Below are 20,598 nucleotides of genomic sequence, written 5' to 3' on the forward strand. Positions count from 1 at the left end.
TTTTTCGCCCACCAGCCCCCGCGCGGAATCAATAATGACCACGATAATCAGGACAATCAGTGCGTTAATGCGGACGTTAAAATTCATATTCTTTTTATGTTGTGCTTACGTAATATGGTACGAAATTGTTTGCGTCACTAGTGGTAACATAGAATTCCGTTACATGACAAGCAAAAAGTCATTCTTTTTTCACATTCTCTCATCATCTCCCCAAGCTATATAACAAGATTGTTAAAAAGTTGACGTGTTATCAAACAGATAAATATTAAGTGGCCATGTGGGAGAATTTATGGGCTTAGCCATTATTTACAGTCGGGCATCAGTTGGGGTTGAAGCGCCCCCGGTGACGGTGGAGGTGCATATCAGTAATGGCATGCCGGGTTTCACTCTGGTGGGATTACCGGAAACCACAGTCAAAGAATCACGTGACCGAGTGCGCAGCGCGATCATTAACTCTCGATTTGAGTTCCCAGCTAAGCGCATCACGGTCAATCTTGCACCCGCCGATCTGCCCAAGGAGGGAGGGCGCTTTGATTTGCCGATTGCACTTGGCATTCTCGCTGCTTCAGAGCAGATCCCAATAGATAAATTGGCGGAAAAAGAATTTGTTGGTGAGCTAGCGCTGTCGGGTGAGCTGCGCGGAGTTAAGGGGGTATTGCCTGCGGCGCTCGCAGCCAACAAAGCACAGCGAAGCTTGGTCGTGCCGCATTACAATGGAGATCAAGCTGCCTTAGTGGGCGAAGAACAGCATAAATCTGCTCATAGCTTGCTGGAAGTGTGTGCTGATCTTTGTGGCCAACAAAAACTTAGCCTGCACCAAACGCAAAACCTGTATCGAGCGGTGGAGAATGGCCGTGATTTACAGGACATCATTGGTCAGCAGCAAGGCAAGCGAGCGTTGGAAATTGCTGCGGCAGGGAACCATAACTTGTTGTTTTTGGGGCCGCCCGGGACGGGGAAAACCATGCTTGCCTCGCGCTTGTGCGATTTATTACCAGAAATGAGTGACGATGAAGCAATGGAAACGGCGTCCGTGGCGTCATTGACTCAACAAGAGATTAATGCACTCAATTGGAAGCAGCGCCCCTTTCGTGCCCCACATCATTCAAGCTCTATGGCTGCTTTAGTGGGTGGAGGATCGATTCCAAGACCGGGTGAAATTTCTTTGGCACACAATGGCTTACTCTTTCTTGATGAAAGGCTATTAACCCCAATAATTAAAAAATCTCAAAATACTGTTAAGTTTTTGAATATTAATGATTTAAATTCCATTTAATACTCTAAAATAACATTGATAATAATCACATTGACAATTATGGTTCTTGTTAGTTGTCAATTTATGAAATTTGGTTATGAATGTAAAAACATTAAATGAGCTTTCTTTATTAAAAACTGCACTGTCAGCGAAATACACTAACTACCTAACACTTGCTGCTGAATCTTCAGTCCACCCACGTTCTATACAGGCGGTATTGAATATTTATGCGGCTTACTGCTATTTGGTTGGTCAAAGCAATTACAGTGCACAGGGGATACTGAATGATTCAAGCTCACTTAATGCACACCTCCAGTCGTTAATTGGCTTTGTTTATAGCTGTGATGATATCACTATCAAACGCAGATATAACTTCGGCAATCGACTCAAAGGCCTCTTCCATTACATTGCGCAAGATAAGCATTTAACCTTGAATGAAATAAAGCTTTCGAGCGTTACAATCACAGAAGACGCTTCGAGTTGTCTGGCTCAGTTTCGAAAGCTCAATATAGATAAATCAAAAGCTGACTACCTTGAAGGTTGGCAGGTGCTATCAAAAGAAGGCAAAGAATATGAGGCTTATCTTGATACGCTTTATGTTAATTTTGGTGAAGCGTTTACAAACAAGGTTCATCTTGCTCTTAAAAACTATGCTTTTACACAAAAATCCACATCTCTGCATCAGGCGTTAAAAGAACTCAGAAACCTTTTTGTGGGTTTCTCCACTGTTTATGACGACCGAGATAGACTAACAATAGAAGCCCTTCTAAGTCGTAATCATGTGCAGCCATTCTTCCACAAGGTGTTTAAAGTGCTATTTGTGCGCTCTCAAGCTGCTCAGAACTGCCCAAAGAATTTTCATGATAAGTGGCGAGATTCCATTAACTATTATACAGAGTGTTTTATCAACAAGGGTGTTTTTGCTGAGCCCCACAAACCATTCATTGTTCCAGCCTGGAAAGACCCAAAAGATGCAGCGCCCACCTTTTCAATCGGCGGAAATGCTACGCAGTCAGAAAACCTTCGATGGTTTGCTAACATCCCGCTCAAAATTAAAGGCGAAGAGGCTGTTTCAATTATTCAACAACGTGTAGAGAGAGACATGGCGCATATCAAGCATGTGTGTCTCTTGAAATTTGAAGAGTTTTTAGAGCGAGAGGATAGAAATAAGGCTTTTCAGAGCACAGGCTCCGTCAAACCACTGGATAGCAGTAACAACAGCACCCAAGAATATAATAACTTTGTCGGTACAGACAAGCTAGACAATACAGTAGCAACCTTTTATGCACACGGCATCGCTGCAAAAGACACTTATTATTTATCATTTTTAGGGTTTAGCTGTAATGCTAAGCAACTCAACACCGAGTTAAATCTCCCAACCAAATCAACACTGAATGTTCTTTTGACGCTTCTTGTGATGGAGCATCCTCGAATCACACCCTCTTGGTTAGCAAAGTGGGACTTATTTGATGTAAATGGCAATATGGTGGGCTATAAGCAAGTTGGTAACCAGCACATTGCGGTCAGTTGCAAATCACGCAAAGGAGCGACCAATGCGCAGCAAGAAGTAGTGCTCAATGAGTTTTCTAAATCTATAGTGGAGTTCCTGATACAGCATACTCGTATGAGCCGTGAATACCTGAAGCAAAAAGGGGATGTGAATTGGCGAAAGATGATTTTGACTGCAACCATTACCAATGCGATGCACCCAAGTAGCCTCAATGCCACTCTTCATTCGGCAATTGACTTTTATGATTGGCTTAAAGACAAATCACTCTTTGATAAGAGCAGCGATATCACCTTGAAAGATGCTAAAGCCATTTCTGATATTCATTCACTACGCTCAATCAGACGACACAGAGGCTTTCAAATTTATTTGGAAACACGCTCAATGGATGCCGTTGCCGAGGCGCTTGGACATGAAAAGAAAGATGCAAACCTACTGACCTCTTATCTTCCTAAACCACTCATGGATTTCTTTAATGCACGTTGGATACGCCAGTTTCAGAACGCTATTTTACTTGAAGCAATGAAAGATTCAGTGCATCGACTTGATGCTGTGAATATGAATGCTCAAGATATCGAAGAGTTTTTAAGTAACCACGGCATAAGTAATATTACTGAGTATTTCGATCATGGTTTTACTCAGCAAACTACTGACAGTGAAAGTTCTGAATCATTAGAATTTGACCAGTTGACATACACCATCTCGACACCTCTTTTGCAGTTATTAATGGCAATACGCCTTGTTGTTGAGAGAAGTGATGATGAGGAATCTTTTTTAGATATTGTGGCTCACTGGTATCAATCAGCAGTGTTTGTTTTAGATACCCTGACTTCAGGTAAGCATAATGCTGATGATGATTTAATGGGAATGCTTGATATTGCAAGCAATAACAAACTAGACACTGACTCGATCAAGGGAGTGCTGCTATGTTAAGTGTTACTATCGACAACTCCTCCACAGCTAACCTTATTGAGAGCATCGTGCTAGACCATTCGCTTTTGAACGGTCTAAGGGCCGAGATTCTTGAAGAAATTATCAATTTCTCAGTATCAAATGATGACTATCGAGCTTTAGATATCATTACGAACTTCCATACAGGCATCTACGGTTACGATGACAGACAACCCGAATGGTTAGAATCTAGTTTTCCTGCAAACAAATGGGTACTAACATTTGGCAAAACCCCAAAAACGATACATTGGGACACGGTTTACTTGGATGACGGAAAGAAACTCACCGACATAAAGCATCAAAAGTTATTAAACAGCTTTAAATACTGGATTACGGCAGCAGATAATCCACTTGAAAATGGTGGGAAGATTATTAGTCCAATAACGGCTTATCATAAAGTTAACAAAGTTATCGCTCTCATCAATGCTATCTTGCTGCACTCGGAAGAATTGAAGCTAGCAAAATACTACTTTCTGAATGTGAATGATGACTTCTGGCTGAACATCTTGACGAAATACGCCAAACACGGAAGTTTTCAAGGTGTGTATGAGATGGATAAGCGCACTCAGGTATTACTTGATAACGCTTCTAAGAGTGTTTCTGATGCAGACGCACAAACGTTTAAAGAGAAGTTCCCCTACGTTACACAAGACATTGCGCAAGATGAAAGTTTCTTATTTCTAGTAGAGAGAGAAAAGGCGTGCGCTTGGCTCTTTGAACAAGGCTATTATCACGCTAGAGAAAGCATAAAATACACTGGCAGCAGTGCTATACTGGGTGAGCTGTTATTTAAAGGTAAGATGCTTTATCACGACATTAACCTCCCCAACTACGCAGAGCTTCATCTCAAAGCGCTAAAGCGAAACTCAGAGTATCGTGCAGTTGAGAGTAGAGACATCTCAACAGGCACGAACCAACGAGCTATCTCGAGCTACATTGAAGCAATTCAATTGATTTATACCAACCTTGAGCGTAAAGATGCGGCAAGTCCTCCAATCTTGTCCGAGCGTATCAGTTCAGGTCACATTAACCAGTTAGTTAGCTTAAAAAGAGCAGGGCGCACCCGCACCTTGTCGCCTACCTTTGTGTTTAATTTAATTCGTCAGTGCTATGAGTTTGTCAAAGAGCATCTACCTACAAAGGAAGGTAATGTTACTTTACTGGATGAAACATTAACGCTGCTGTCTAAAGCAAGAAACAAATCTGTTGAAGATAATTCCAACACACTCCGTCCATCTGAATACTCCAAAGCTTGGAACGAAGAATTGCATCGAGATATGTCTGCTACAGAGCGAGGTTACTGGTTTCAAACGGAGGCGATCAATTGCCTGAGTAGTGAATACTTGAAAAAAGGAATAAAACAGGTTCAAGGCTTTGCTAAAAGTACTGAAAATCGACACGAAAAGATTCGAGCTAATGAGAGCCTGTTTGATTTGTTCTCTGTGCTTCAAGGCGCAATACAGGTCTTGGTGGGGGCAATCATGGCACGAAGACAAGATGAGTTAATCAAGTTGAAGCCACATGGCAATTTATCACCTAGTGTTAATCCCTTTTCAGAAGAAGGTGTAAAAACAGAGTACAACCTGATAATTAAGGTAAAAAAAACTGGATCAAAAGGGATAAACGCAACAATAGAAAGACCAATTCCCTTATCTATCGCAAGGTTCATTTGGCAACTGGAGCAATTTAACATCAAAGCAAGTGAGTTGAATCTATGCAAAGGAAAGTTATCTCTGTTTAACAAACTTAATTCAATGGTTACTCAGTTAAATGAGATTAATCACAAGACTTATAATGCGCACCTTGATTATTTGTGTGATTACATGGAAACGGACTTGGTAGAGTACGACAACGGTGAGTACCGCCGTAATTATGTTCGTCAGCACCAATTGAGACGCTTCTTTGCTATGGCGTTTTTCTGGTCTAAGGGTACTGATGGTATGGACGCCCTGCGCTGGATTCTCGGACATTCAGATATGGAACATCTATACCACTATATCTCCGAATCGGAAACAGGGGCTGTACTAAACGGAGCTAAAGCCAGTGTAATTGTTCGTGGTGTGGTCGATTCCTCTTCTGAACTAGCGAAGCTCGAAGGGATCGAAGAGGTTCGTAAAATCATTGCAGAGCGCCTGACAGATGATAGCTCAACACCAATCACTATAGAGTCACTGAGTGAAGCGGCAGAAGATTACGATGATGAGTCTTATCTAACCGTCCCTCATATAAGCCAGCTTCAAAAAGAGCAGGATATTGAAACAGAGGTTATTCAGCTTTTAGAAGAGGGTCGAATCACGCTTGAGCCTGAGTTCTTTACCATCGAAGATACTGATGGAAATACAACTCAAACCTTTAATCTAATTTTAAAGATCAAAGACCTTGATTGAGGATTGGGACGATGAAAGTTTTAGAAAAAAACCAAACTAAGATACTTGAAACAGAAAAGCTGTTAAGGGAAATAATCACATCTCCCACTGAATTTAAAGATGATGAAGAGCTTATAAAGGCTCTTAAATCACAATCTGGCTTATCTAAATATCAGAATGAAGAGCGTAATATCACATCATGCTCATTAAACACGGTAAAAAGCATCTCAGAAGCACTTCTAGAGAGAGGTTTCTTATCGTTAGATGAGCTTCGTATTAATGCAAAACTGGCAATAGAGGCTACACATCTTGATGAGAAAGCTTCCAAAGGCAACAAGCAAACCGTAGTGGGCCTAAAGTTCAAAGTTGCAAAGCTTGAATCAGAGGTGGATGCAGCACAGCGTAGCAATTCTCTACTGACAGTTATGGTCTCAGAGCTACGCTCTAGGTTAAAACAACTAGCGAATCATGAGGGAACAGTAGAAGAGCGACGGGAGCTTTATCGAGAGCACAATCGGAAGGTTGAAGCGCAGATGAATTTCACTTTGAATGGAGAGGTATGATGGCTGTTCGTAAGCTTAAAGGCTTTGAGCAATGGAGTCATCTTGGGTTTGATGGCAAGCTTGTCTTTCGTAAGCCTCTGGACATTCCTTTCGTAACCTACAGTAATCATACTCCTTGTTATGAAGCCAATGCCTACATCAACAGTTTGATGGCGAGAAACTTAAAAAGTGACACTATTCGAGGTTATGCCTACGACATCATCCACTTGGTTCACTTTATTGAAAAACAGCCACTATTGAGCCGGTTTAGTCAACTTACTAATGCAACATTCACTCTTTTCGTTCAATCACTACAGGCAGAGAGAACGCAACTTGGCGAACTAAAGCGTAAGAATAACTCCGTTATAAAGATTGCACATACCTGTTTGGTTTTTTTGCAGTTTATCCAAGAGTTTCATGATTTGAGTGCTTTTATTGGCAAAGATAAAGGTAACTCAATTCAGATACTAGAGAAGTATTACAGACGCAAACAGGAAGGTTACAAAGGTTTCATTGAAGGCTCTAAAATTACGCACCCTGCTATACCAACGAAAGATGAGATTAAGAAACGCCACCCTGTTTCTTCTGATGATGCTTTACGTGTATGGGAGCATATAAAGACTCAGGAAAACAAAGATAAACGTAGAAGGGACATGGCGCTATATACTGCAATGGAGCAGTTAGGTGGTCGAGTGTCTGAGCTTCATTTGATTAAAATGACCGATTACGAGGAAGCAAGGCGTACCGGTATGCTCACGCTTACTACTTTAAAACGTAAAGATGAGAACACAACTCGAAAGATACCAGTTCCACACCTATTATTATCAGTGATTGCAGATTACATCAAAGTTCGCAAGAAAGTCGTAAGGAAGAAAAAAGTCCAACATGATTACCTGTTTATCAGCTTAAAAACAGGTCTACGCCTATCCGCCGATTCATGGACAACGTACATGAACTTATGGAAAAAAGAGCTAGGTATCGAGGGAGAATTGCACCCGCACCTTTGGAGGCATGCATTCATTACAGATAAGCTCAAAGAGCTTATTCTTGCTTCTAAAGAAGTGAATGATAAAGATGATTTCCGAAAGCATTTACTGCACACACAAACGTTTAAAATGCAACTTCAGCAGTGGACAGGCCATACAAATCTTAGCTCTTTAGATACTTATATTGACCTCGCATTTGCAGATATTCACGGCTACACAGAGGTTTATAATGCAGTATCTCTTAAGTCGAGTGTTGACTTGGCAAAGCGTCAGATTGAGTTGTTAGAAGAACAGATAGCAAGGAAGGAGTTAACGCCTACCGCAGCGCTCGGAGAGATGAAGAGACTGTTAGGTGCTTTTCAATCTGATATAGATAAAAGCATTGTATCTTCGTCACAGTAAAAGCCATCACCAAACGGTCATGTAACATGTCTTTGGACAGAAATTAGTTCCGCAAATCAGAACATTAATATGTAATGAATTAAGTGAAGTATGGAAAAGTCGCTTAACTTGGTGCCTGGCATTGATGATGAGGATCTCATGAAGCAAGCACACATTGTCTTTGACTTGATAATATTGTGATAATTAATATGAGATTTGTTCCATATTTGTGTTTTTAACCATCACTATTTTTCCAATGTTGAGGTGTGCATGAGAAATCGTTCTATTTTTGGGTGGAAGCTAAGTGAGAGTAGAGTTGTTTCTGTTGTTGAGCTAGAAAGTGGCACTCAGGATGACGTTGTCTGTCCTTGCTGTGGAGACTTCATGGTTGCCGCACATAGTAATAAAGGCATAGCTAGCTACTTACGCCATCAAAGTAACGCAGAATGTCGCTACTCGTATGAAACCCAGTTGCATTTAAGTGCAAAGGAGTTCATCGAGCGGGAGAAGCTCATTCCTCATCCATATTCCAGTGGCATTTTTGATTCTAGTGATTGTGAAATGGTAGGTGTGAAAAATGTTCGTCTAGAAGTCTATCGAGACGGAAGGATTCCAGATATCGTCTGCCAGATCGGTAGGGAAGAGTATTACGTGGAAGTTACTAATACTCATGAAACCCCACCAGATAAAATAGTTGACTTTCGAAAGCAGGGTAGGAGTGCCCTTGAGTTATTTCTAGTTGGATTGGACTCAGATTCGCTGCTGAGCAGCTATGAAAATGTAAAAGTTCAGATAACAGCATTAAATCCTCTAAATCCATTCTGGGATTTTATTGAGCAGCAAGCTGCGATGAGTATCAGCAAAGAAAGAAGTACGTTGTTGAGAAAGATAGCAAGGCATCGCAAACAAGTTCAAAGAATTACTGGAAACATTTCTGAGCGTGAGGAACAAGCTGAAGAAAAAGTTGCCCGAATAAAACAAAGAGTTGAAAAGTGGCAAGAAAAAGAGCGGGAGCAAAAAGAGCTCTATAAGCAGATAAAGTCCCTAGCGAGTGATCTTCAAGTTGCGGTACTGCGGCTTGAAGAAGAGAAGTCATCATTAAATCAAGAATTAGAACAACTCAAGCAAACCATCTATCTTAGCAAATTAGAAGCGGGAAGAATCATTAACAATGCGAGAGTTGAAGCAGAACAACAACGTGAAAAGGTCAGAATAGAAGTTAGAGGTAGCGTTCTAGCTGAGTTAGCTACGGAAGTAGAAGATGCTAGAAAGAATGCTCAAATGATTACCGATAATGCTCTAAAGCAAGAGTTATCAGTGGTTGAAAGTGCTCAAAGAACAGCGCAACAAATATTGGATGGAGCACATTACAAAATCACGAGTGAGCTTGAAGCTGCACTTGCTAGAAAAGGTGTATCAAATGAAGCGTTGACCGAGTTAGAAAACCGTGTCAAATGGCTGAAACAAGAAACGGAGTGTCTAGAGGAAAAGAAAGCTGAGTTAGAGAGTGGCGTTAATTTAGATAGACTTTGGAGTAAACAACAAGACTTGCAGAGGGCGATTAGTAAGGAAACAAATCGTTTGAATGATCTTAAAGAAATCGGTGATAATTATGTCAAAATCATTAACGGTATTGCTCTAGATTTCAAACAGCTAGATACGGCAGAGTATGCCTCTCTTTTGCCTGAACGTATTCAAAAGAAAATAAAAGTTAATCGAATGATCTTAGAGATGCAAAACTCAATAGAATACGAGCCGCTGTAACTAACGGCATGCGTTATGGATTCTATGACTGTTAATTGCATTAGAGCAGAAGTGCTTCAGAGTGATTTTTGCAAGAGGCTCTTGCAAAATTGGGGTTGGAGTTTGTCCAACAGGCTGCTGGGCAACAGCTTGTTGCCCAGATAAATCTCATGATGGTTGCGTTCTAAACACGTCTTGGTGCACATTCGAGTTATAGTCAAAAATCAGTCTATGACGGCTCTGGCCATTTCCGTGTTAAATTAACTATAACGGTTATCACGCTCAGTGGAACATCACGCTTGGTTTAATACGCTTAATGAGAGACTTCCACCAAAGCAGGTGTGGCAACTTCAGCTTCTATGATGCTTTGCACTTCTGAATACAAATCCACTTCCACTTCTGGTACAGATAATGACACCACTAACGCGTATCGAGCTTTGGAATCATATCGCTCATGAGCTTTACGAGTTTTCCACCACCCCTTGGCAGGGTATATTGCAATCTTACCTCTAGCAGCCAAATCAGCAGCGCTGCCTCTCCAAACATCTTTATGGATAGAGCCTTTATGTCGTTGCTGTTTACCTATGAGCCAATTACTATCTTCGATTGCATCTGGCCTATCCCCCTCAGCTTGTGCGTTGACTCTTCGCATAAATTGGGCATCAGATTCACCGTGGTGTTTCACATCAAACCTTAACTGATGACTAGCATAGTTATACTTATCTAAGACATTGCGGCTTGAAGGGTTAGGTTCAACAAAATAGGAGAGTGTAACCGTCAGTTCAACATCAGCTTCGCCAATTTTCAACAGTTCCTCTTGCGGCCAAGGCAGGTTATGCAAGTGCATATCTTTTGTTCTTGTATCTTTAGAACGAGGTTTAATAAAAGGCTGTAACTCATCTTGAATCACCATCGAGAGCGAGTTGTCGGCACTGCTTAACGCTTTTTCAAGGTTAGGTACACCATACCCTACCTTTCTGACCAACTTCACCATGTCTGCTTTTCTAATGGTGCCGCCTCGCCGTGCAGAAATTAATGCATACATTGCATCAGTCCAATCTGCGGAATGCACGGTTAAAGCCCTAACCGTTTCTGGCCAAATATCACTATATTGAGCTTTTATCTGCGCTGAGAACCTAGCAGCCAAAGCAGTAGCTGCACTCGTTGCGTGTGTGGTTGCAAACTGTCTTTGAGAGAAGTCACTGTTCGTCGTTAAAAGATGAAGATCTGGTTCATCACCACAAAATCCATCTTCTGCTTTCGCCAAATTTCCACCCTCAAATACGACTTCTGGCTTGAATGGAGCGTTACTTTTATCCCAACCTAGAGATGTTGTCGAATATGGTGATAACCCGCCTTTGGGAGCTAAAGGGACTAAGTCGGCAGAGAAAGACAGCCGGTCTTTTTCCGTGAAAGCACCAACAGTAAGAACATTCCAAGCCTGAGCAGGGTCATGAACATTACTCAAGTAGTTAGCATTAGGGTAATCTACATTGGCATCTAGCTGGGCATTACCAGCACACACTGTGAACAAGCGCGGTGTTAAGCCCTCTCCAGAAAAATCTACTGCCAGCATATCCATTGCACTAGACCATGATGACGGCCGCCCTCTATCTGTACCTATACCTGACGACAGCGACATCGAGAAAACTCTAGAGCGTTCAGGCTTGTATATCTCCATTTCAGATACCGCATTAGTGGTAACGATACCCAGAGGCTTGTCAGCATTGTCACCATTAAACCTCATGGTTTTGACCGACTCTAATCGATGCCCAACCACCTCAACTCCTGATGAGCTTAACCTTTCGGTCATATCTCCCCAAATAGCTAAGCCAGCCATTCCTGTTCCATGACCTAAAGCATCAGTAGGGTCGCTGTCTTCTGTTATAGTTCTCTGGTCAGATGGCGTTGAAAAAGGAGCAAGCAATGGGTGCTGAACATTAACACCTGAATCTATAATACAAACATAAGGTGACTCATCGGAAGTGTTAGAGTTAAGACGCTGTAGCAGTTCTTCTGTCCACCCCTCCTGCTCCTCATTCGGCATTGCAGCAAAAAATTCAGCGGTAACTTTCGGGAACCGTATCTCAGCCACTCGAAACAATAAAGCGGCGTTTTCTTCTAATTTTCTCTGGTTTGTATACAACTGAATGACAGTATGTTCGGGGAATCGAAGCTTGTGCTCTGAGACAACCATTTCAGCCATACTTGCCAAGTGTGTAAAGTCAGCCAAGATTTCTTGGTAGTGATTGTGTGTTTGGCGAGACTTTCTAGGTGTAGCCAACCAAACTTCCCACCATACATTCTCATCCTTATCTTCAGGCAACAATGTTTCGTCATCAGCCCAAATGGCAGAGAAAGTGGCACGCTTAATATTTTTTATTGAGTCAATGAGTTTCTGGTGATCACCAGCCCTTCCACCAGATAGCACCCTACGTTCCTCGTACTCATTGAGCTTCTTCTGGTAAAAACTCAGTTTTCCTTCAGGAACATACGCAGTGGCAATTGTGGTTTTGTGGCCTTCTTCCAGTTCTACTGTCTTGACGTTATGCAACACAATACCCTGAGGGTCATTCGCCAAACTCTCTACTGCCATCGCCACATCAGGAAAACTTTCAAACTCAACCTGAATACCAACCCCCATACTCAACTCATTAGAAGATACAGATTGTTTCAACTCGGAAAATTCGCTCGCAACAGATTGAATATTTTGGCGTAGGTGAGCGCTATGAATGGCTCTGTCTTTAGCAGGAATGGTTACTGGCCCACCACCACCTCGATTTGGTGAGGTAAACTCATGAGAACTAGCTGAAGAATTAAAAAAGAAGTGGGGTTTATCAAATTCGTTGCGAGCCATTCAGGTTCCTTCTTACTCCATAAAGTGCTGGCTAATACTCTTTCTGTCTTCAATTGCCTGTTGAAGCATTGTGATGGTAATTGAGTTGTGGTCATGAATAAGCATTTCTTTAATTGCATCATTTGCAGCTAATGTAATTTCAGCATTACTTAACCCGTCAGCAATTGCTGGAAGCTTCCTCCAAGAGAAATTCTTAGCGACATAAGAATGCAAACGCGTTCTGAAAAGCTTGATAATTTCCTCTTCTGATGGAAGTTGATATTTAATGACATCATCAAAACGGCGGAAAAGAGCGTGGTCTAGTGCTTCAATATGGTTCGTAGCACAAACGATGACACTATTAGAGTCATCTTGTTCAATCATCTGCAAAAAGCTATTAAGAATACGCCTAGCTTCCCCTACGTCATTACTTGAGCCACGATGAGAGCCTAAGGCATCAAACTCGTCAAAAAAGTAAACCCCTCTTACCTCTCGAATAGTATCAAAAATCTGGCGTAGCTTAGCTGAAGATTCTCCGAGGTACTTTGTAATAACAGCATCAAGGCGAACCTCAAACAACGGAAAGTTTAGCTCGCCCGCCAAAACGGACGCAGTAAAGGTTTTTCCTGTGCCTGGCTTACCTGCCAGTAGCAGCTTTCTACGGGGGGAGAGACCATGATTCTTTAAGGTGATGAGGTGTTTTTGCTCTTTAACCAACCTTTCAAGCTTACTTTTAACAGAAAGTGAGACAATAAGGTCAGAGAAGCGTAGTTGTGGGTGGGTTGTAGCTAATAGGCCCGAAGTATCCTTAACACTGCTAGCAATCGAAACAGGTAGGTTTTTAGCGCTATTCTTTTTTGCTTGCTCAACTAACCCCTTGAGCTCTTGCGCGAGTTTTCCATGACCATTTCTTGCTTCATGAGCGGCAACCTGAAGTGCGACAGATAAAAATCTGTCGTCATCTTTATCGATGTGCGATTGCATCAAAGCTTTAATTTGAGTCGAGCTAGCCATGGATACTTTCTAAAATAAGTGAATGTTTACCGTGTAATCATACATTGAAACGGAAATTTCTTCTATGATCCGAAGTACTATGGCTCACATCAACAGAAAGAAATTCTGGATATCATTGCCCCTCGAATCCACAGTGGTATGGGTAGGTCTTGTATTTTGCTACGCATTACTTTTTGTATATCAACACTAGCTGACTATTTGTAATGTATTTAGAAGAGTAACAAGCTTTAGGTATTTTTGTATTGCGTGCTTAAGCCAGCATACCTCAGGACGTAAACACGTTGACGTTTGTGCAAGAGGCCTGAGCTGAATAGGGTAACAAGGTAGCCCAATTGAGTTTTGTATTGTGGAAACAAGCTCGTGTAAGAGCAAAGAGTTGCCCTATATTACTAAACCATTACACATGTACCTGATTGTCAAATGCAGCGGAAGGCTTCTATCACTCTTTGATTGAACTCATCTAAGCAGAGGTGTTGTGGCATGGTCTTGTTATCGCTTTTTAAGAGAGTTTCATTTCTAGCTGAAGTCTCCCATGCTAATGTTTCGTTCATTAGTTCTTTTTCACCTTTAGGATCTGAACGTGGGTCTTTCTCTGTGAGTCCACTTAGCTCTTGATTCCCCCGAGTGTTTTTACTTATACAAGTACAGCTCTCTGGTATGTCTATCTCGATTTGCTCAGCGAATTGAAGTAACTTTGCCTCAGCAAACGTATACAGCCATGCTTCTTGGTGGCTATCCGCAGTGGTTCGCAAGATCCGCCCTAGTACTTGTCTGAAGTATAATTCCGTCTTAATGTTTGAGAGGTAACAACATACCTGCAACCTTGGAATATCTGTGCCCTCACTTATCATACCTACGCTAATAATCCAACTGCGCGAGCTATTTCTAAAACACTGAATTACAGACTGTGCGTCTGGGGTTTTATAGGTAACAACATTCGCAGATTGATTGAAGCGCTCTGACAGAATTTGAGCTATTTGGTTTGCGTGCTTTATAGACGAAGCGACGATTAGCCCACCGGCACGTTTGTTTGATTTTCGGATGAGAGTTAATCGATTTACACTTTCTTCAAGAATGTGGCTGAGCGCATCAATATTTTTGATTACATCCGAATAACCAACATGACCACTAGATACTAGCTCGTGAATCGAGCTAAACACTTCGTGGTTTTTTGAATCGGAAAAAATGGTCTTCTCACAATCAATCAATGCAATCTTGGGGCGTCGACACACCTGATCTTGGACTGCTTGTGAAAGGGGATATTGGTAATCACAAACTATTCGACCATCTGGATCCGAGTATGTAGCGAGAACCACAGGAGTCTGATTGGAACGCCAAGGTGTTCCTGTGAGTGCAAGTGTATAGGTTGCTGCCTTTTGGACTATTGCCAAGGTATGGTAGCCCCAAGCATTGTAGTTGTCGTCTTTGTCGCCACCACAATGATGAATCTCATCAAAAACACAAAGCACTCGATAGTTTGCGAGTGTGTCCCAAAACTCTGTATTCACCGACCTAAGCGACTGGTACGTCAATGATATGCCCCTATCGCCAATTTGCCCCTTGAACTTACATTCCAAATATTTTGAGAATGTTTTCTCGATTCCATTTGAAATGGTTTTTGAAGGAGAGAAACAGACAATAAAGTCTATCATCTCCTTATCTAGCAGTTTCTTGGCTAGGCTAGCAGCCATAATTGTTTTGCCAGCTCCTGGCGTTGCCTGAGCCAAAAAATGAGAACCACCACTTTTGTACTTATTGTACGCGAGCTTGACGCATTGCTGTTGCCATGCTCTTAACATGGCATCGGCTCACTTTTACTCAATTGCTTAAGTGCTTCTGACCAAACGTTCAGTTTTGCTACAAGTGATGCGGCTTTTTTAGTTGTGCTCAAGTGTGGTTCATTGAGTAGTCTGCACAGCTCATTCGAACGCTTCATTAATATTTTGTATTCTTTGAGCTCTTCCAAGGTAATAGTGAGTTCAGCTTCAATGTCAGATTTTTCTTGTTGTAGAGCGGTATAAATAGGCATCGACTGACACTTTGTCGTGGCTGATTTTGAACCCTTTGAACCCTTCTCTTTGAGCTCAAACCTTACCTCATTAAAGGCACTTGTTTTTGAGTAAGTCTTGTTGTGCCTAACCCCTTGGCTAACAACAAATCCAGCCTTTTCAAGTCTATCAAGCTGCCTTGCAACAAATTGACGAGCGTTAGATACGCTGCCATATGCATCAGAGTAACTCTGAATATGTTTACGAACATCTGTCACGCGAAAGCTATTCATTGAAGGATGAGTTATCGCCCTGTAGACATCACGATTAATTCGATAATAGGTTTCGGTCATAACGACACCATCAAAACAGAAAGTTGCGGATTATAGTCCGTGGATATGGTCGCATCAAGAGCGGATAGTCTTTGATTTTAAGAACGACATAAAATGAAAGACTTAGCAAAACGGTTTGGAGACAATCTGCGTAAGATGCGTTTAAGCAAATCTATTGCACAGGAAAAGCTGGCTTTGATGGCACAGATTGATAGAAGCTACATTGGACGGATAGAGCGAGGGGAGGTCAACATCACACTAGAAAAAGCGTATATGTTAGCTTCAGTGCTAGAGTGTGATGTAAGAGAACTGTTGCCTTGATTTTGAATAAAGCCCGACCTGAGGCTCTATCTCTTTTTTCAAACTGCAGTGCTTCAATATCGAGTTTAGCTAGCACCTTCGCTATTTTTTGATGACAAGTAATCACTGCACATTTGAGCAAGCGGATTAGGTTTCTTCAAAAGCCGCCTATAAAGCTATGGTTTCAACAAACTGACTCCAACTTGCCAAAATGCAATTTTAACTATATTTGTCCCCTAATTTGTATTCACTCAGTCTGAAGAACTTAAACGCTTTGGGGTCGATATGCTTACTAAGCTTGGTCACAATACTTTCGTGAATGAGTAAACCACCGCCAGCAACTTTACTTGGGCGTACAATCAGACGATTTTCTAATGGAATTGCATCTAACACTTCATTTTTAAATTTATACCGGATGATTTCATGCCTACTGTCTTCAGGCGAATAATCGAGTATTTCACTGCTATCAAAGTCTATACAGTCGAGGTTGCCATAAGCATTAAAGAAGAAAAAATCTTCATGCCACTTCTCATCATCACCAATCAACACAGCTGGAAACAACTGAAAACCATTAATGTTATAAGGCGTTATCATTTCGGCAATTTTCTTAGAAACTACAGGGAAAAAACCATGGAGCAAAAAATCACTGACTATGAATGGCATTTCGCCTTTATCTGCATTCGTAAAGAATATGGGTCCATCGCCAAAATCTAATTTAGTGAAGCTATAACGACGGCGACCTGTATCCTGTGATGCCTTCAAATGAAGGTAAGTCTCTCGAAATGGTACTTCAAACACTTTGTAGTATTGTTGTTCGTAGTTATTCATATTTCCCTCTTTGGTGACCAACTTGTCCCAAAACTTATCTGGACTTCAGGAGTGTAACTTTTAAATTCATCCCACTCCCCTGAATGGTCATTTTTCTTATTCTCACAAGGTGTTATTGATTTTGATAATTCACCTATTTTCCCTTTATTTGCACATCCAATATACGGCTTATTTTCTTTATTAAAATGCTCACTAATCTTTGTAAGTGGCAAGCTGAAGTTCAAAACCCTCTTCAACAATTTTTCGCTAATGGGGTCCATATGTTTGTCATGTATATCTCTTTTAGACTCAACAACTTCCGTGGTGCCATTGCAAAGATAAATATCTTCTGCGATATCCAATAGATAGTCTATGACTTCATCGTGGTAATTGGACGCTTTTGTCTCTGAAAATTGGTTACTGCCAAATGTATGCTGTGTTCTGTGTACTTGAATTCCAAGATGGCAAGCGCCCTTGTAACTTGAAGGCAAACCAACAAGATTTGATAAGCTATTGATATTATAACCCTTATCTATTAGAGCGTCTTGCATATCCTTATCTATGTCGCTGAGTGCTTTACCAGAGATAAGATGATGTGTATCCATTTGAATGCCATGGCAAAAAGGGTGCGGCTTCACTTTATCGTTGTACTTGTTAACATTCGCAATCCATGCTTTACGATAATCCGGCGCACCAGGCTCAGGCTTTTTGGTAATGTTACCTTTAATGAGCCCTTCTAATTCCATTGTGTCTGACATTGTTATTTCCTCTTCAGCTCACCACGATAAACTTTTGGTGTTCGGTGCTTACTGCTCTTACACACCGTACATTTTCCTTTTCGTTTTTTGCTCTCCACTTGCTTAGATAGAGTCATGTTAGGGCGTCCTTGTATCGTCTCTCCCTTACGTTTCGCCAGCTTATCCGCTAAACCTTCTAAGTCACCCATGATTTTGCCCATTTCATCCAAAGCCTCACCAAAGGTATCAAGGGCTTTTTGAGCCCCAACAAGCTTCTTCGCTTGCTTACCCTTAACAACGAGCCTAGCGGCCGTTGCCGTTGTGCGAACGGCAACACCCGCTCCAAGAGTAAAGAAACCTAAAATGAGATTCAGAATAACTTCGAGTAAGACATAGATGCCTAGCTTACCGCCGTAGTAGGTATAGAAATTGGGTGGGATAGCGTCCAATAGAAGAACAACATAAGCGCTATAAGTAATTGCCGATGACGGGTCACGCATGACTGCCATTGCTTTAGGTAAAGCGCCAGTGTCGTTGATTTCTTTCGCCCAATCCGGGGCAATTTCTTTGAGTGCGGTATCAATAAATGTTTGCAGTGCTTTTGCGTCGTTTTCCGCGATGTATCTCGGCAGCGCAATGATCTCTTCGTGATACTTGGCAATCAGTCGGGCACGTTCAACCGCGTCTTCAGCATCGTCATAAAACTCCAATAGCTTCTCTTTAAGTCGAGCGCCATTGTCTAACATCATATCTCGTAGTGATTCCGCGCCGTCTTCAATCGCTTTGCTAAACAAGTCAGCTACATCACCCAATGACAGTTCATCAACAGGCTTCGTCGTATTCGACAAATACCATCCTGCCCCCGCTTTCACTTGCTCTTCTAGGGACTGCTGTATATTGTCGATCGCTTCAGAGGCGTAGACAGCGCCGGTGTCTAGCACGGACGCACCAGCATCCCAAACGGTATTGCCAAAGCTACTCCAGAAGTCTTGGCTGAACATGTCTGTGAAGTCTTTGCCCCAATCGACAATTCCGTCATCAATACCGTCGGCCAAACTAGCGATGCCACGTGTTTGCCACTGTAACGCAAAAGGCTGCATGGCTTTGCTGACTTGAACATAGACGCTGTCTAAGCGACGCTCAATGAGCGCTTGGGAGTCTTTAATCTGTTTTTCTATACCAGGCTCACCGACCATCTCTACCGTCACCACGTCAGTATTTGACTTCAGGTCATCGAACGCTGTGACACCGCCTTGCTTCTCACTGGTTTCTATAGCATGAATGGCGGTCTCCGATTCTGTACTTTTATTGGCAGACTTATTGAGGTTGACCTTCTCAGCATGGACGATTGAATTGGTCTTGATACACAGATTGTCGGCAAGGAAAGGGGTTTGCCATGGGTCATCGTAAAAGAGCTGCACTTTGACCCATTTTTGTTCTTCCAAGTCGATTTTTAAGATGGCGTTGATCACGACTTCGATGTTACCCGCTTCCGCAGAGTAGACGTTGTCAGGCGCCTGAATGACTGACACTCCCGATACATCACTCAATAGTCGGTCAGATTTTGACTGTAAACGCTTAAAGGCTTTGGACAGGTTATCGGTGAGTTTTTTAGCATAGGTGCTAATGGTACTGACGTGGGTGTCATACACATCCGAAGACAGATAGATGTAATTCAGTCGGTTTGCTTCCGCGCTGAGAGACTCAACTCGGCCTTTGATTTTCTTGAGTAACGCTTCCAGCTCGTCACCGAGTGTCTTTTGCGCGCCGTTCCAGTCGAATTGTTTTAAGTAGGTTTGCGGGTTACCTTTACCACGAGCTCGCATGTAGGCCAACATGCGGTCCACGGTTTCATGCTTGGGTAATCTGAGTAAGACAGAAAGAATTTCTCCTGATTCCATCACCATGGGCAAACCAGATGAAATGACGCTATCCATACTCTCGTCAGACATGCTTTCTATGCCTGCAATGATTGATTCCGCAAAGTCATCAAGCTGAAATTCTGGGTGATGTTTTCTGAAGTGGGTTTTGACTTCTAACTTCACGATGTCGGCAAAGTATCGGTCAGCGGTGAGGCTTGGTCCCATAAAACCCCAGCCTTCAACGGGCGGAGCGATACGAGTCGGGTGCCAAAAAGTTTGTTGTCCTTGCGCAGCTCGGTCAAAGAAATCGTCATCACTCACTGTGGAAAGGTGATGAGGGTTTTTCATTCGAACGACTTTAGGCACAAATTCATCGGTGCTCTCTTTGGCAAGAATTTTGATTTGACCGGGTTTTAAGCCTGACACTTTGCTTTTGCCTGAGTCATCAAAATGACCGGGGGATAGAGCGCCCCCGGAGACATCGGTAATGTCAAAGTCGGCGTTCATGAGAAGCACGCCATCCGGGTATCTGGCCTTAACATAGACGGTGTAAGTCCCTTCTTCATCTTCATTGACTGTGACGGCTGGGTTTTGAACTCCGCCTAGACACATAGTGTTGGCCTTGTTCATCGTCATTTGGTCAGAAAGCCTTGCTACACCTTTCCCTTCGATGATGACATTCGGTGACGCGGATATGAATTCAGCCTCGGATTCAATCGTGCCCGATGCCACGCCTTTCTTGTCCCCACCCGCATCGCCTGTACTCTTGGCAAACTTACTGCCCTTTAAAGCAATACTGTTGCCACCATCTGCGGTGACGGTCGTGGTACCTTCCACTAAATCCGCTGACTTGGCGTTGTTTCCGTAAGGGATAGGAACTACGGCATTACCAACGGTTGTAAGACACACATCAGGTAACGTGGCATTGGCCTCTCCGCCAGAGCCTTTGTGAACGATGCTCAGCCCGTTCGCATTGATGGTGACTGACATA

Annotated in this window: 13 protein-coding genes and 1 pseudogene; 7 read left to right on the plus strand and 7 right to left on the minus strand. The window is 42.4% G+C overall.

All coding sequences use genetic code 11. The annotated features are described in order from the left end of the window. Positions 1-289: 289 nt before the first annotated feature. From CTT30_RS00100 to CTT30_RS00125, 6 genes and pseudogenes are all read left to right on the plus strand, one after another. Positions 290-1,198 (plus strand): annotated as a pseudogene (locus CTT30_RS00100) (YifB family Mg chelatase-like AAA ATPase); the annotation flags it as partial. 154 nt (positions 1,199-1,352) lie between these two features. Next, entirely contained in the window at positions 1,353-3,695 is a 2,343-nt protein-coding gene (locus tag CTT30_RS00105; protein ID WP_252035622.1) for a hypothetical protein, read from the plus strand. Next, entirely contained in the window at positions 3,689-6,100 is a 2,412-nt protein-coding gene (locus tag CTT30_RS00110; protein ID WP_252035624.1) for an integrase, read from the plus strand. Before CTT30_RS00105 ends, CTT30_RS00110 begins: the two co-directional genes overlap by 7 nt. An 11-nt stretch (positions 6,101-6,111) precedes the next feature. Then, a complete protein-coding gene (locus tag CTT30_RS00115; protein WP_252035625.1) occupies positions 6,112-6,642 on the plus strand; it encodes a hypothetical protein in 531 nt (176 codons plus the stop codon). Continuing rightward, positions 6,642-8,009 carry a tyrosine-type recombinase/integrase gene (locus CTT30_RS00120; protein WP_252036661.1) on the plus strand — a complete coding sequence of 456 codons (1,368 nt, stop codon included), beginning with the start codon at positions 6,642-6,644 and terminating at the stop codon, positions 8,007-8,009. Before CTT30_RS00115 ends, CTT30_RS00120 begins: the two co-directional genes overlap by 1 nt. 249 nt (positions 8,010-8,258) lie before the next feature. After that, on the plus strand, positions 8,259-9,752 hold the full coding sequence (locus CTT30_RS00125; protein WP_252035626.1) for a hypothetical protein: 1,494 nt from the start codon (positions 8,259-8,261) through the stop codon (positions 9,750-9,752). A 292-nt stretch (positions 9,753-10,044) separates the two neighbouring features. Here CTT30_RS00125 and CTT30_RS00130 read toward each other — a convergent pair whose 3' ends face one another. The 4 genes from CTT30_RS00130 to CTT30_RS00145 all read right to left on the minus strand — a co-directional run bounded on the left by CTT30_RS00130 (position 10,045) and on the right by CTT30_RS00145 (position 15,922). Next, positions 10,045-12,588, minus strand: coding sequence for a S8 family peptidase (locus CTT30_RS00130; protein ID WP_252035627.1), 2,544 nt, complete (start codon positions 12,586-12,588; stop codon positions 10,045-10,047). Between the two features lie 12 nt (positions 12,589-12,600). Beyond that, complete coding sequence (locus CTT30_RS00135; protein ID WP_252035628.1) at positions 12,601-13,581, minus strand: AAA family ATPase; 981 nt, start codon at positions 13,579-13,581, stop codon at positions 12,601-12,603. Between the two features lie 416 nt (positions 13,582-13,997). After that, positions 13,998-15,380 carry a DEAD/DEAH box helicase gene (locus CTT30_RS00140; protein ID WP_252035630.1) on the minus strand — a complete coding sequence of 461 codons (1,383 nt, stop codon included), beginning with the start codon at positions 15,378-15,380 and terminating at the stop codon, positions 13,998-14,000. Next, positions 15,374-15,922 carry a VspR family transcription factor gene (locus tag CTT30_RS00145; protein WP_252035631.1) on the minus strand — a complete coding sequence of 183 codons (549 nt, stop codon included), beginning with the start codon at positions 15,920-15,922 and terminating at the stop codon, positions 15,374-15,376. Before CTT30_RS00145 ends, CTT30_RS00140 begins: the two co-directional genes overlap by 7 nt. Positions 15,923-16,015: 93 nt before the next feature. Here CTT30_RS00145 and CTT30_RS00150 point away from each other — a divergent pair, with 93 nt between their 5' ends. Then, positions 16,016-16,222 carry a helix-turn-helix domain-containing protein gene (locus CTT30_RS00150; protein WP_252035633.1) on the plus strand — a complete coding sequence of 69 codons (207 nt, stop codon included), beginning with the start codon at positions 16,016-16,018 and terminating at the stop codon, positions 16,220-16,222. A 198-nt stretch (positions 16,223-16,420) separates the two neighbouring features. Here the strand turns inward: CTT30_RS00150 and CTT30_RS00155 are convergent, their stop codons facing one another. From CTT30_RS00155 to CTT30_RS00165, 3 genes are read right to left on the minus strand one after another with little or no spacing between them, the layout of a single operon-like run. After that, complete coding sequence (locus CTT30_RS00155) at positions 16,421-17,029, minus strand: imm11 family protein (protein WP_252035635.1); 609 nt, start codon at positions 17,027-17,029, stop codon at positions 16,421-16,423. Further along, a complete protein-coding gene (locus CTT30_RS00160) occupies positions 17,026-17,766 on the minus strand; it encodes an AHH domain-containing protein (RefSeq protein WP_252035637.1) in 741 nt (246 codons plus the stop codon). The genes CTT30_RS00155 and CTT30_RS00160 overlap by 4 nt, the downstream gene beginning before the upstream one ends. Positions 17,767-17,768: 2 nt before the next feature. Then, entirely contained in the window at positions 17,769-20,597 is a 2,829-nt protein-coding gene (locus tag CTT30_RS00165; RefSeq protein ID WP_252035639.1) for a DUF4150 domain-containing protein, read from the minus strand. Position 20,598: the final 1 nt, after the last annotated feature.

It is taken from the genome of Vibrio coralliilyticus (genome assembly GCF_024449095.1).
Taxonomy (GTDB): Bacteria; Pseudomonadota; Gammaproteobacteria; order Enterobacterales; family Vibrionaceae; genus Vibrio; species Vibrio coralliilyticus_A.

Bases quoted from the DNA above. Each gene is read 5' to 3' on its own strand.
- CTT30_RS00160 (WP_252035637.1), bottom strand. From the start codon at position 17,766: ATGTCAGACACAATGGAATTAGAAGGGCTCATTAAAGGTAACATTACC.
- CTT30_RS00125 (WP_252035626.1), top strand. From the start codon at position 8,259: ATGAGAAATCGTTCTATTTTTGGGTGGAAGCTAAGTGAGAGTAGAGTT.
- CTT30_RS00165 (WP_252035639.1), bottom strand. From the start codon at position 20,597: ATGTCAGTCACCATCAATGCGAACGGGCTGAGCATCGTTCACAAAGGC.
- CTT30_RS00120 (WP_252036661.1), top strand. From the start codon at position 6,642: ATGGCTGTTCGTAAGCTTAAAGGCTTTGAGCAATGGAGTCATCTTGGG.
- CTT30_RS00130 (WP_252035627.1), bottom strand. From the start codon at position 12,588: ATGGCTCGCAACGAATTTGATAAACCCCACTTCTTTTTTAATTCTTCA.
- CTT30_RS00145 (WP_252035631.1), bottom strand. From the start codon at position 15,922: ATGACCGAAACCTATTATCGAATTAATCGTGATGTCTACAGGGCGATA.
- CTT30_RS00135 (WP_252035628.1), bottom strand. From the start codon at position 13,581: ATGGCTAGCTCGACTCAAATTAAAGCTTTGATGCAATCGCACATCGAT.
- CTT30_RS00140 (WP_252035630.1), bottom strand. From the start codon at position 15,380: ATGTTAAGAGCATGGCAACAGCAATGCGTCAAGCTCGCGTACAATAAG.
- CTT30_RS00150 (WP_252035633.1), top strand. From the start codon at position 16,016: ATGAAAGACTTAGCAAAACGGTTTGGAGACAATCTGCGTAAGATGCGT.
- CTT30_RS00110 (WP_252035624.1), top strand. From the start codon at position 3,689: ATGTTAAGTGTTACTATCGACAACTCCTCCACAGCTAACCTTATTGAG.
- CTT30_RS00155 (WP_252035635.1), bottom strand. From the start codon at position 17,029: ATGAATAACTACGAACAACAATACTACAAAGTGTTTGAAGTACCATTT.
- CTT30_RS00105 (WP_252035622.1), top strand. From the start codon at position 1,353: ATGAATGTAAAAACATTAAATGAGCTTTCTTTATTAAAAACTGCACTG.
- CTT30_RS00115 (WP_252035625.1), top strand. From the start codon at position 6,112: ATGAAAGTTTTAGAAAAAAACCAAACTAAGATACTTGAAACAGAAAAG.